At 74.0% G+C, this 12,123-nt stretch carries 10 protein-coding genes; 7 read left to right on the top strand and 3 right to left on the bottom strand.

Annotated features, from left to right (window positions below; all coding sequences use genetic code 11):
- Positions 1–6 precede the first annotated feature (6 nt).
- The 3 genes from ilvA to AB0L34_RS29875 form a co-directional block, all read right to left on the bottom strand.
- Complete coding sequence (gene ilvA / locus AB0L34_RS29885; RefSeq protein WP_363708548.1) at positions 7–1,227, bottom strand: threonine ammonia-lyase; 1,221 nt, start codon at positions 1,225–1,227, stop codon at positions 7–9.
- Between the two features lie 158 nt (positions 1,228–1,385).
- Positions 1,386–2,783, bottom strand: coding sequence for an amidase (locus tag AB0L34_RS29880; RefSeq protein ID WP_363708546.1), 1,398 nt, complete (start codon positions 2,781–2,783; stop codon positions 1,386–1,388).
- Between the two features lie 15 nt (positions 2,784–2,798).
- On the bottom strand, positions 2,799–3,941 hold the full coding sequence (locus tag AB0L34_RS29875; RefSeq protein WP_363708544.1) for a cystathionine gamma-synthase: 1,143 nt from the start codon (positions 3,939–3,941) through the stop codon (positions 2,799–2,801).
- A 149-nt stretch (positions 3,942–4,090) separates the two neighbouring features.
- Here AB0L34_RS29875 and AB0L34_RS29870 point away from each other — a divergent pair, with 149 nt between their 5' ends.
- The 7 genes from AB0L34_RS29870 (at position 4,091) to AB0L34_RS29840 (ending at position 12,044) form a co-directional block, all read left to right on the top strand.
- Positions 4,091–4,501, top strand: coding sequence for an HIT family protein (locus AB0L34_RS29870; RefSeq protein ID WP_363708541.1), 411 nt, complete (start codon positions 4,091–4,093; stop codon positions 4,499–4,501).
- A 124-nt stretch (positions 4,502–4,625) separates the two neighbouring features.
- Positions 4,626–5,288 carry a peptide-methionine (S)-S-oxide reductase MsrA gene (msrA, locus tag AB0L34_RS29865; protein ID WP_363708539.1) on the top strand — a complete coding sequence of 221 codons (663 nt, stop codon included), beginning with the start codon at positions 4,626–4,628 and terminating at the stop codon, positions 5,286–5,288.
- 203 nt (positions 5,289–5,491) lie between these two features.
- Complete coding sequence (locus AB0L34_RS29860; protein ID WP_363708537.1) at positions 5,492–7,276, top strand: N-acetylglutaminylglutamine amidotransferase; 1,785 nt, start codon at positions 5,492–5,494, stop codon at positions 7,274–7,276.
- 2 nt (positions 7,277–7,278) lie between these two features.
- Positions 7,279–9,090: an N-acetylglutaminylglutamine synthetase gene (ngg, locus tag AB0L34_RS29855; protein WP_363708535.1), complete on the top strand. Its 1,812-nt coding sequence runs from the start codon at positions 7,279–7,281 to the stop codon at positions 9,088–9,090.
- Positions 9,087–10,271, top strand: a complete 1,185-nt coding sequence (locus tag AB0L34_RS29850; RefSeq protein ID WP_363708533.1) for an osmoprotectant NAGGN system M42 family peptidase — start codon at positions 9,087–9,089, stop codon at positions 10,269–10,271. The genes ngg and AB0L34_RS29850 overlap by 4 nt, the downstream gene beginning before the upstream one ends.
- Positions 10,272–10,608: 337 nt before the next feature.
- On the top strand, positions 10,609–11,538 hold the full coding sequence (locus AB0L34_RS29845) for a ribonuclease Z (RefSeq protein ID WP_363708531.1): 930 nt from the start codon (positions 10,609–10,611) through the stop codon (positions 11,536–11,538).
- Positions 11,535–12,044, top strand: coding sequence for a GNAT family N-acetyltransferase (locus tag AB0L34_RS29840; protein ID WP_363708529.1), 510 nt, complete (start codon positions 11,535–11,537; stop codon positions 12,042–12,044). The genes AB0L34_RS29845 and AB0L34_RS29840 overlap by 4 nt, the downstream gene beginning before the upstream one ends.
- Positions 12,045–12,123 lie beyond the last annotated feature (79 nt).

Here is a 12,123-nt window from a genome sequence, read left to right as displayed (position 1 = left end):
CCGGTGTCACGCCTCAGCCGCGAAGACCACCTGGTAGCCGCTGGCCCGCAACGCGCTGATCAGCGTGTCGGAGTGCTCGACGCCCCGGGTCTCCACCGACAGCGCCACCTCCACCTCGCCCAGACGCAGGCGCGGGTTGGCCCGCTGGTGCTCCACGTCCACCACGTTCGCCCGGTGCTCGGCGATCTCGCTGAGCAGCGAGGCGAGCTGCCCCGGGCGGTCCGTGCAGCGCACGGTCACCCGCAGGTAGCGGCCGGCCGCGGCGAGGCCGTGCTCGATCACCCGGAGCATCAGCAGCGGGTCGATGTTGCCGCCGGAGAGCACCGCCACGACCGGCGGCTCCACCTCGACCGCGCCCGCCAGCAGCGCCGCCACGCCCACCGCGCCGGCCGGCTCCACCACCTGCTTGCCGCGCTCCAGCAGCATCAGCAGCGCCCGGGAGATGTCCTCCTCGGAGACCGTGACGATCTCGTCGACCAGCTTGCGGACGTGGGTGAAGGTGATCTCCCCCGGCCGGCCGACGGCGATGCCGTCCGCGATCGTGCTGAACGACGGGAGACGTACCGGCTCGCCGGCCACCAGGGAGGGCGGGAAGGCCGCCGCGCTGGCCGCCTGCACGCCGATGACGCGCACGTCGGGCCGCAGCGCCTTGGCGGCCACCGCCATGCCGGAGACCAGCCCACCGCCGCCCACCCCGGTGACGATCGTCCTGACCTCGGGGCACTGTTCGAGGATCTCCAGGGCCACCGTGCCCTGGCCGGCGATCACGTCCCGGTGGTCGAACGGGTGGATGAGCGTCGCCCCGGTCCGCTCGGCGAAGGTCTGCGCCGCCACCAGGGACTCGTCGACGGTGTTGCCGACGAGTTCGACCTGGGCGCCGTACCCCTTGGTGGCGGCGACCTTCGGCAGCGGCGCGTTCACCGGCATGAAGACCGTGGCGTGCGTGCCGACGAGGCCCGCGGCGAGCGCCACCCCCTGGGCGTGGTTGCCGGCGCTCGCCGCGACCACGCCGTTGGCCCGCTCCGCCTCGGAAAGCCGGGAGATCCGCACGTACGCGCCGCGCACCTTGTACGAGCCGGCGCGCTGCAGGTTCTCGCACTTGAGCCACGTCGGCCCGCCCAGCGCCGCGCTGAGCGGCCGGGAGGGCTCCAGCGGGGTCGTCCGGGTGACGCCCGCGAGCAGTTCCCGCGCGGCGCGTACGTCGGCGAGACCGACCAGTTCCGTCATGCCCTGATCGTGCCACCCGCCGCCCCCGCCGCCCGCACCGACGCCCGCACCACGACTGTCCGCGATCCTGCACTTCCCGGCCCGCGAGGCGCGCGCCGTTCATCCCGGTTTGCCCGGTCATGATCCGCGCGATTGCGGCAGACCTGAGGCCGGCGGGATCAGACCGCGGCCGGGATGCGGGGATAGCCGGGGGCGTGGCGGGACCAGGGGGCCTGCATCTCGAACTGGCCGGCGACGCCGAGCAGCAGCAGCTCGGAGCCGGGCGGGCCGATGAGCTGCACGCCGACCGGCAGCCCGTCCGGCCGGCGGCCGACCGGCACCACCAGGGCGGGCAGGCCGGCGATGTTCCACGGCGCGGCGAACGGGGCGTACCGGATGTTGGCCAGCATGTTGGCCCGCCAGGAGCGGCCGGACCAGCCGGCGGCCTCCGGCGGCACGGTGGCCAGGGCCGGGGTGAGCAGCAGGTCGACCGAGTGGTCGGCGAAGAAGCCGATCGAGCGTTCGCGCCAGGCGGCCCGGTCGGCCTCCCGGACGTAGCCCCGCCGCTGCGCCCACTCGCCGAGGGCGACGTGCCGGCGGCTGCGCCGCTGGAGGCCGCGCCGGTCCAGCCCGGCGGCGCGCACGTCGGCGGCCGCCGCGGCGAACCAGGTCGCGATCCCCTGCAGGCCCAGCGCGGTCGGGTAGACCGGATCGGCCGGCACCGTGTCGTGCCCGGCGGCGGCGAGCAGCCGGCCGGCGGCGGCGACCGCGTCCCGGTTGGGCTGGTCGGGGTGCACGCCCCGCACCGGCGAACGGAGCGAGACGCCCACCCGCAGCCGCTGCGGCGGGACCAGCGTCTCCGGGCGGCGGCCGGCCAGCACGGAGAAGCCGACGGCCGCGTCGGCGACCGTGGTGGTGAGCATGCCGTGCTCCGTGAGGCCGAACCAGTCCTCCGCGCCGAGCTGGCACGGGACCACGCCCCGCCCCGGCTTGAGCCCGACCAGGCCGCAGCAGGCCGCCGGGATGCGGATCGAGCCGAGGCCGTCGTTGCCGTGGGCGATCGGCACCAGCCCGGCGGCGACCGCGGCGGCCGCGCCGCCGGAGGAGCCGCCGGGGGTACGCCCGGCGTCCCAGGGGTTGCGGGTGACCGCGGTCTCGTCGTCGGTGATCCCCCAGAGGCCCAGCTCCGGCATCCGGGTCACCCCGAGGATCACCGCGCCGGCACCGCGCAGCCGACGGACCACCTCGTGGTCGGCCTCGGCCACGGGCGTACGGACCGCGGCCGACCCGTTCCAGGTGGGCAGGCCGGCGACCGGGGTGTTCTCCTTGACCGCCACCGGCACCCCGGCCAGCGGCAGGTTGGCCAGGTCCTCCTGCTCGTCGACCTTCTCCGCCTCGGTGATCGCCTCCCCGCCGCGTACCGTGCGGAACGCGGCGAGGTCGGCGTCGACCCGGGCGATGTGGTCGAGGTGGTCCGCGACGACCTGGGTGGCCGTGACGTCGCCCCGGCGTACGCCCCGGGCGATCTGCTTGGCGGTCGCCCCCACCCAGGTCGGCATGATGTCCTGCACGGCCACCCTCCCAGCCAGCGGTCAGCCCAGCGCCTGCTCCAGATCGGCGAGCAGGTCGTCGACCGTCTCGATGCCGACAGACAGTCGCACGAGATCGCCGGGAACTTCAAGCGGCGAGCCGGCAGCACTTGCGTGTGTCATCCGGCCCGGGTGCTCGATCAGGGATTCCACGCCGCCCAGCGACTCGGCGAGCACGAACAGCTTCGCCCGGTTGCAGATCTCCACGGCGTGCTCCTCGCCGCCGGCGGCCCGGAACGAGATCATGCCGCCGAACCGGCGCATCTGCTTCGCGGCGACCTCGTGGCCGGGGTGCGAGGGCAGTCCCGGGTAGATGACCTGACCGACCTTGGCGTGGCCGTCCAGGTAGGCCGCGATCCGCTCGGCGTTGTCGCAGTGCCGGTCCATGCGTACGCCGAGGGTCTTGATGCCGCGCAGGGTGAGCCACGCGTCGAAGGGGCCGTTGATCGCGCCCATCGCGTTCTGGTGGTAGCGCAGTTCCTCGCCGAGCCCGGCGTCGGCCGCGACCAGCGCGCCACCGACCACGTCGGAGTGACCGCCGACGTACTTGGTGGTGGAGTGCACCACCACGTCCGCGCCGTGCGCGATCGGCTGCTGGAGGTACGGCGAGGCGAAGGTGTTGTCGACCACCAGCAGGGCGCCCGCGTCGTGCGCGACCCCGGCCAGCGCGGCGATGTCGGCGATGCCGAGCAGCGGGTTGGTGGGCGTCTCCACCCAGACGATCCTCGTCCGGCCCGGCTCGACGGCGGCCCGGATCGCGTCCGGGTCGGAGACCCGCGCCGGGGTGTAGTCCAGGCCCCAGCGCTCGGCGACCCGGGCGAAGAGCCGGTACGTGCCGCCGTACGCGTCGTCGGGGATCACCACGTGGTCGCCCGGCTTGCAGACGGTGCGCAGCAGGGTGTCCTCGGCGGCCAGCCCGCTGGCGAAGGCGAGGCCGACCGACCCGCCCTCCAACGCGGCGAGGCACTCCTGGAGCGCGTCCCGGGTCGGGTTGCCGGAGCGGCTGTACTCGTAGCCCAGCCGGGGCGCGCCGACGGCGTCCTGGGCGTACGTGCTGGTCTGGTAGATCGGAGGGATCACCGCGCCGGTGCGGGCTTCCGGGTCCTGGCCGGCGTGGATGGCGAGCGTCTCGAAGCCGTGACTCATTCCCGGAACGTTAGTCGTCCGGTCCGTCCCAGCGGATGGAACCCGGCCGCAGTCACATCCGGTCGTCCGCTCACCCGGCCACCACGGCGAAACGATGCCCGCCGCGCTGTGGTGCGGCCGCCGCGCGCGGCGGCGGTTACCCTGCCCGGGTGAGCGGGTGCGTGTTCTGCGGGATCGTGGCGGGCGAGGTGCCGGCGTTCCGGGTGGCCGACGAGCCGGACGGGATGGCATTCCTGGACACCCGCCCGGTCTTCAAGGGGCACGTCCTGGTGGTGCCGCGCACCCACCTGGTCACCCTGGCCGACCTGCCCGCCGAGGCGCTGGCTGGCTACTTCGGCCTGGTCCGGCGGCTGGCGGTGGCGGTGGAGACCGGTCTGGGGGCCGGCGGCACGTTCGTGGCGATGAACAACAAGGTGTCCCAGTCGGTCCCGCACCTGCACACCCACGTGGTGCCCCGGACCAGGGGGGACGGGCTGCGCGGCTTCTTCTGGCCCCGCACCCGCTACACCGAGGACGCCGAGGCGCAGGCGTACGCCGCCCGGATCGCCGCCGCCCTCTGACCCGGCGCGAAGACTCCCTCGTCCCCGCCCCGGACGCACCGGCTGCCTGAGTGCGGGTGGGGTGGGTAAGGAAGGCGGGTCCGGCGGTGTTGCACGCTGGGAGAGGTACGAGAGGAGTCCCACCGTGTTCCTGCGCCGTATGAAGGCCGAGCTGCCCACCCCCGACCAGGCCCTGCCGGGTCGTCTGATCGCGATGCCCGTCGCGGACCGGCACGAGGTGCTGGGCACCCCCCTCAAGGGTCCGTTCCCGGAGGGCTCGCAGGTGGCCGTGTTCGGCATGGGCTGTTTCTGGGGCGCCGAGCGGCTGTTCTGGACCCTGCCCGGCGTGCTCACCACGTCGGCCGGCTACGCGGGCGGCATCACGCCGAACCCGACGTACGAGGAGGTGTGCTCGGGCATGACGGGGCACGCCGAGGTGGTCCAGGTGGTCTACGACCCCAGCAGGATCAGCTACGAGGACCTGCTCAAGGTCTTCTGGGAGAACCACGACCCGACCCAGGGCATGCGCCAGGGCAACGACGTGGGCACCCAGTACCGGTCGACGATCTACGCCACCACCGACGAGCAGCTCGCCACCGCGCAGGCGTCGCGGGACGCGTTCGCGCCGATCGTGGCGCGCGCCGGCAAGGGCGAGATCACCACGGAGATCGACCGGCTCGGCGCCTACTACTTTGCCGAGGACCATCACCAGCAGTACCTCGCACCCACGAAGAACCCGAACGGGTACTGCAACCACGGCCCGAACGGGCTGAGCTGCCCGGTGGGCATCGCCCGCACCGGCGGCTGAGCCCGCGCGACGCCCGCGAACGGGTCTGCGGTGTTTGTCACACCGCAGACCCGTTTCGATTCGGGCACCGGGGCGGGGCCAGGCCGGAAACGCCCCCGCCACCACGGGCCGGGCCGACGGGGCCGAGCATCTTAGCAACCACGAACACCGCTGGCATCAGCTCAACGGGCGAACCGCACCGGCCTCTGGCAGCATTGCCTCGCATGTGCGGACTTGCGGGAGAGTTCCGCCGTGACGGCTCGCGCGCCGACGTGTCGGCGGTGGAGCGCATGGCGGCCACGATGAGCGACCGGGGGCCCGACGACAGCGGCGTCTGGGCCCAGGGCCCGACGGCCCTCGGACACCGACGACTGAAGATCATCGACCTCTCCGCCGCGAGCGGGCAGCCGCTGGTCGACCCGGGCGCGGGGCTGACCGGAGTCTTCAACGGGTGCGTCTACAACTATCGCGAGCTGCGCGAGGAGCTCCAGGCCAAGGGCCACCGCTTCTTCTCCTCCGGCGACAGCGAGGTCGTGCTCAAGGCGTACGCGGAGTGGGGGCTCGACTTCGTCGACCACCTGGTCGGCATGTTCGCCGTGGCGATCAGCGAGCGGGACACCGGCCGGCTGGTGCTGGCCCGGGACCGGCTCGGCATCAAGCCGCTCTACGTGGCCGAGACGCCGGGCGTGGTGCGCTTCGCCAGCACCCTGCCCGCGCTGCTGGCCGGCGGCGGGATCGACACGACCATCGACCCGGTCGCGCTCGCGCACTACCTGAGCTTCCACAGCATCGTGCCGCCGCCGCGCACCATCCTGCGCGGCGTCGCCAAGCTGCCCCCGGCGACCGTACGGGTCTACGAGGCCGACGGCCGCACCTCCGAGCGGGTCTACTGGGACCCGGCCTTCACCCGCGCCGCCGGGCGGGCCGGCTGGTCCGAGAAGGACTGGCAGGACGCCCTGCTCGAGTCGCTGACCACCGCCGTACGCCGGCGGATGGTCGCCGACGTGCCGGTCGGCGTGCTGCTCTCCGGCGGCCTGGACTCCAGCCTGGTCGTCGCCCTGCTCGCCGGCGAGGGCCAGCGTGGACTCTCCACCTTCTCCATCGGCTTCGACTCCGTCGGCGGCCGGGAGGGCGACGAGTTCCGCTACTCCGACCTCGTCGCGAAGACGTTCGACACCGACCACCACCAGATCCGGGTGGCCGCCGCCGACCTGGTGCCGCCGCTGGAAGCGGCCGTCGCCGCGATGTCCGAGCCGATGGTCAGCCACGACTGCGTGGCGTTCTACCTGCTCAGCGAGGTGGTGTCGCAGCACGTCAAGGTGGTCCAGTCCGGCCAGGGCGCGGACGAGATCCTCGGCGGCTACCACTGGTATCCGCCGCTCGCCCGCGTCGGCCGGAACCAGGCGCTCGACACGTACGCCCGGGCGTTCCTCGACCGGGACGCGGCCGGGCTGGCCCGGGTGCTGAACCCGGCCTGGCTGACCGACGGCGACCCGGCCCGGGAGTTCGTGGCCGCGCACCTCGGCCGGGCCGGCGCGGAGACCGCGGTCGACGCCGGGCTGCGGATCGACACCCAGGTCATGCTGACCGACGACCCGGTCAAGCGGGTGGACAACATGACCATGGCGCACGGGCTGGAGGCCCGGGTGCCGTTCCTCGACCACGAGTTCGTCGAGCTGGCCGCGAGCTGCCCGCCGGAACTCAAGCTGGCGCAGGGCGGCAAGGGAGTGCTCAAGGAGATCGGCCGCCGGGTGCTGCCGCACGAGGTCATCGACCGGCCGAAGGGCTACTTCCCGGTCCCCGGCCTCACCCACCTGGAGGGCAAGCTCCTCGACCGGGTACGCGACGCGCTCTCCGCGCCCGAGGCCCGCCGCCGCGACCTGTTCCGCGCCGACTACGTCGACGCGCTGCTCGCCGACCCGAACGCCGAACTGACCCCGCTGAACGGAAACAAGCTGTGGCAACTCGGACTCCTGGAAATGTGGCTCCAGAGCCACGGAATCGACTGACGGTGACCGACACCCTGGCGACCGGCACGGCCCGGTCCGACCGGTTCCGTGGCGGCCGGCGACGGGAGCGGGTCGGGCCCGGCGGCGACCCGATGGCCCCGGGCACACCGGAGACGCCCGCCCGCGAGGGCGACACCGACGTGGTGCTGGACTGCGGCTGGGGCCGGCTCGTCTTCGGGCAGACCTTCACCGACCAGGCCGCCGTCGCCGCCGTGCTGCGTTCCGAGGCCGCCGGCTCCCGGGACATCTGCATCTACCTGCGCGACCCGCACGTGCTGGTGTCCCGGCTGCCCGACGAGCTGTTCATCGACCCGTCGCTGACCTACCGGCTGCCGCTGGGCGGCGACCGACCGGCCGACGACGACGTCCCGGGGCTGGCGATCCGCCCGCTGGCCGACGCCGCCGACGCGGACGCGGTGAACCGGATCTACGCCCGCAACGGCATGGTCACCGCCCCCGTCGACGTGCTCGTCGCCAACGCCCGCACCGACCGCTTCCTGCACCTGGTCGCCGAGGACGCCACCGGCGAGGTCGTCGGCACCATCACCGGGGTGGACCACGTCGCGGTCTTCGACGACCCGGACAACGGGGCCAGCCTGTGGTGCCTCACCGTCGACTTCAACACCGCGCCGCCCGGCACCGGCCAGGCCCTGATCACCGCGCTGGCCGCCCGGCTGGTCGCGCGCGGCCGGGCGTACGTGGACCTGTCCGTGCTCGCGGAGAACGCCGGGGCGATCCGGCTCTACGAGCGACTCGGCTTCTACCGGACGTCGACGCTCTGCGTGAAGCGGAAGAACCCGATCAACGAGCGGCTCTTCCTGCCCGCCACGCCGGAGGGGTACGACCAGCTCAACCCGTACGCGACGATCGTCGCCGACGAGGCGATGCGCCGCGGCATCCGGGTGGAGGTGACCGACCCGGCCTGGGGCGAGCTGCGGCTCAGCAGCGGCGGGCGCACCGTCCGGACCCGCGAGTCGCTGTCGGAGCTGACCTCGGCGGTGGCGATGAGCCGCTGCGACGACAAGCGGGTGACCCGCCGGATCCTCGCCGAGGCGGGTCTGTCGGTGCCGCGCGGGCGGACGGCCACGGGCGACGACGGCGACGCCGCCTTCCTCGCCGAGGCCGGCCGGGTGGTGGTCAAGCCGGCGCGGGGAGAGCAGGGCAACGGCATCACGGTGGGCGTACGCACCCCCGAGGCGCTGGCCGCCGCCGTCGAGCTGGCCGCCCGGTTCTGCCCGGACGTGCTGATCGAGGAGATGCGTGCCGGCGAGGACCTGCGGGTCGTCGTCATCGACCACGAGGTGGTGGCCGCGGCGGTCCGTCGGCCCGCCTCGATCACCGGCGACGGGGTGCACGACATCGCCGAGCTGATCGAGCGGCAGAGCCGCCGCCGGGCCGCCGCCACGGGCGGCGAGTCCACGATCCCGATCGACGACATGACCCGGGACGTGCTGGCCGAGGCCGGCCACGAGCTGCACGACGTGCTGCCCGAGGGGCAGGTGCTGGCCGTACGCAAGACCGCCAACCTGCACACCGGCGGCACCATCCACGACGTCACCGCCGAGCTGCACCCGGCGGTCGCCGAGGCGTGCGTGACGGCCAGCCGCGCGCTGGACATCCCGGTCACCGGGCTGGACCTGCTGGTCCCCGCGCCGGACGGGCCCGAGCACGTCTTCATCGAGGCCAACGAGCGGCCCGGCCTGGCCAACCACGAGCCGCAGCCGACCGCCGAGCGCTTCGTCGACCTGCTCTTCCCGGGCACCCGCGCGCCGCGGCGGCTCTGGTCCCCGGTCGGCCCGGGAGGCGCCGCGTGAGCCCGAGGCCCCTGGAGATCGACCTGGACTACCTGCGCCAGGTGCTGGTGGAGCTGCTGGAGATCCCGAGCCCGTCGGGGCGTACGGACCACGTGCAGCAGTACGTGGGCGAGCGGCTCTCCGCGCTCGGCATCGGCTCCACGCTGACCCGGCGCGGCGCGCTGAGCGCCTTCCTGCCCGGCCCCCGCTCCACCGGCGCCGACCGGGCGGTCGTGGTGCACACCGACACCATCGGCGGCATGGTCAAGCGGCTGAAGGAGAACGGCCGGCTGGAGCTGAAGCCGATCGGCACGCACAGCGCCCGGTTCGCCGAGGGCGCGCACGTGCGGATCTTCACCGACGACCTGGACCGGGTGATCACCGGGCAGGTGCTCCCCCTGAAGGCCAGCGGGCACCGCTACAACGAGGCCGTCGACTCCCAGGGCATCGGCTGGGAGCAGGTCGAGGTACGGGTCGACGAGCCGGTCGACGACATCGCCGGCCTCCGCGCGCTGGGCGTCGACGCCGGGGACTTCGTCGCGTTCCTGCCGAACCCGACGGTCACCCCCTCCGGGTACGTCAAGTCCCGGCACCTGGACGACAAGGCGGGCGTGGCGGCGGTGCTGACCGCGTTCAAGGCGATGGTCGACGCCGGCGTACGCCCGGCGGTCACCGCGCACCTGCTGGTCACCGTGACGGAGGAGATCGGGCACGGGGCCAGCCACGGGCTGGACCCGGACGTCGCGGAGATCGTCTCCGTGGACGCGGCGGTGGTCGCCCCCGGCCAGCAGTCCCGGGAGGACGCGGCCACCCTGGCGATGGGCGACGGCGTCGGGCCGTTCGACTACCACCTGACCCGCAACCTGGCCTCGATCGCCGCCGAGCACGGGGTGCGCCTGGTCCGGGACGTCTTCGACTACTACCGCTCGGACGTGGCGGCGGCGGTGGAGGCCGGGGCGCACGCCCGGGTGGCGCTGCTCGGCTTCGGCGTGGACGCCACCCACGGGCACGAGCGCACCCACCTCGACGGGCTGCGCCAGCTCACCCAGCTGCTCTGCCTCTACCTCCAGAGCGACCTGGTCTTCCCCGAGTGGGACGCCGAGCCGGAGGGCGACCTGGCCGACTTCCCGTCGCTGGCCGTGCAGCCGGCCAGCGAGGAGGGCCCCCGCGAGGGCCCCATCGGCATCGCGGAGAGCGCCTAGGCGTATTCCCCGGGAGCCTGTGATCGAAATCCGTTGCCGGCGGCCCGGTCGGTGGATAGCGTGGCCGTACACGGGAAAGGAGGTGGTCCAGACTTGTATAGCAATCGGACTCGTGAGGTGGCTGTCCGCTAGCCGCTGTCCTCGACAGTTATCCCGTCCGCCGCGAGGCGGGCACAGGCACCATCGTCGAGACCGTGTGGCAGCGGTGCGGCGAATCCACGACAGCCACCCGACCCCCGGGGTGCCGGCCCAGTCCAGCCGGCCCGCGCGTGAGCGCGGAAGCCCCGGGGGTCGACCCTTTTCCGGGCCGGGTGGTCGACGCAGCCGGAGGTCAACCGTGTCGATGCGCGAGCTGGTGGTGCTCGGGACGGCCAGCCAGGCCCCGACCCGGCAGCGCAACCACAACGGGTACGTGCTGCGCTGGGACGACGAGGTGATCCTCTTCGACCCGGGCGAGGGCAGCCAGCGGCAACTCCTGCACTCCACGGTCACCGCCACCGACCTGACCCGGATCTGCGTCACCCACTTCCACGGCGACCACTGCCTCGGCCTGCCCGGCACCATCCAGCGGCTCTCGCTGGACCGGGTGCCGCACCCGGTGGCGGTGCACTTCCCGGCCGGCGGCGCGGAGTACTTCGCCCGGCTGCGGCACGCCAGCTCCTTCCACGAGACCGCCGAGCTGCGCGTCGAGCCGATCGGGGCCGACGGGCAGCGGATCACCCTGGGCGTCGGCACGCTGGAGGCCCGCCGGCTGCGGCACCCGATCGAGACGTACGGCTACCGGCTCGTCGAGCCGGACGGCTGCCGGATGCTGCCGGAGAAGCTGGCCGCGTACGGCATCGCCGGGCCGGCCGTCGGGGAGCTGATCCGGGTCGGCCACCTCGACCTCGACGGGCGCCGCGTCACCCGGGAGGAGGTGAGCGTGCCCCGGCCCGGGCAACGGTTCGCGTTCGTGATGGACACCGGGCTCTGCGACGGGGTCTACGCCCTCGCCGAGCACGCCGACCTGCTGGTCATCGAGTCGACCTTCCTCGACTCGGAGGCCGCGCTCGCCGCCGAGGTCGGCCACCTCACGGCGGGCCAGGCCGCGCGGGTGGCGGCCGAGTCGGGCGTACGCCGGCTCGTGCTCACCCACTTCTCGCAGCGGTACGGGGACGCGACCCGCTTCGCCGACGAGGCCCGCGCGCACTTCGACGGCGACCTGGTGATCGCCGAGGACCTGACCACCGTGCAGGTCCCGCCCCGGCGGGTAGCCTCGGCCGGGTGACGGTCACCCTCCGCCCCGCCACCGCGGCCGACCTGATGCCGGTCGGCGCCCTGCACCAGCGGTCCCGGGTCGCGGCGTACGCGTCGTTCGTCCCGCCCGAGGCGCTGGCCGAGCCGGGGCCGGAGGCGATGGGGCGGTACTGGGCCGAGCGGTGGGGGTGGGAGCGCGACGACCACCGGATGACCGTCGCCGAACGCGACGGCCGGCTGGTCGGCTTCAGCTACCTCGGCCCCGACGACGAGGGCGACCCGGCGACGGGCCTGCTCAACGCCCTCCACCTCGACCCGGCCGAGCGCGGCCGGGGCACCGGGCGGGCCCTCATGGTCGACGCGCTGGACGCCATGCGCTCGCGCGGCTGGTCGCGGGCGGTGCTGTGGGTGCTGGCGTCGAACGCGCACGCCCGGCGCTTCTACGAGCGCGGCGGCTGGGTCCACACCGGCACCGCACGGGACGAGCGCCTCGGCCCGGTGGTCGTGCCCCAGCTCCGGTACGACCGACCGCTCTGACCGCCGGCCGGCGGCACTGACCGTCCCGGCCCGGCGCGGCAGCCACGGCGAGGGCCCTCCCCCTGCCGGGGAAGGGCCC

The sequence above is a fragment of the Micromonospora sp. NPDC052213 genome (genome assembly GCF_040679695.1).
Classification (GTDB): Bacteria; Actinomycetota; Actinomycetes; order Mycobacteriales; family Micromonosporaceae; genus Micromonospora.
Note: the sequence above shows the minus strand (reverse complement) of the source record. Positions and strands in the feature narration are given on the sequence as shown.

Coding starts and splice junctions, on each gene's coding strand:
- ilvA (WP_363708548.1), bottom strand. CDS start 1,227: ATGACGGAACTGGTCGGTCTCGCCGACGTACGCGCCGCGCGGGAACTG.
- AB0L34_RS29875 (WP_363708544.1), bottom strand. CDS start 3,941: ATGAGTCACGGCTTCGAGACGCTCGCCATCCACGCCGGCCAGGACCCG.
- AB0L34_RS29860 (WP_363708537.1), top strand. CDS start 5,492: ATGTGCGGACTTGCGGGAGAGTTCCGCCGTGACGGCTCGCGCGCCGAC.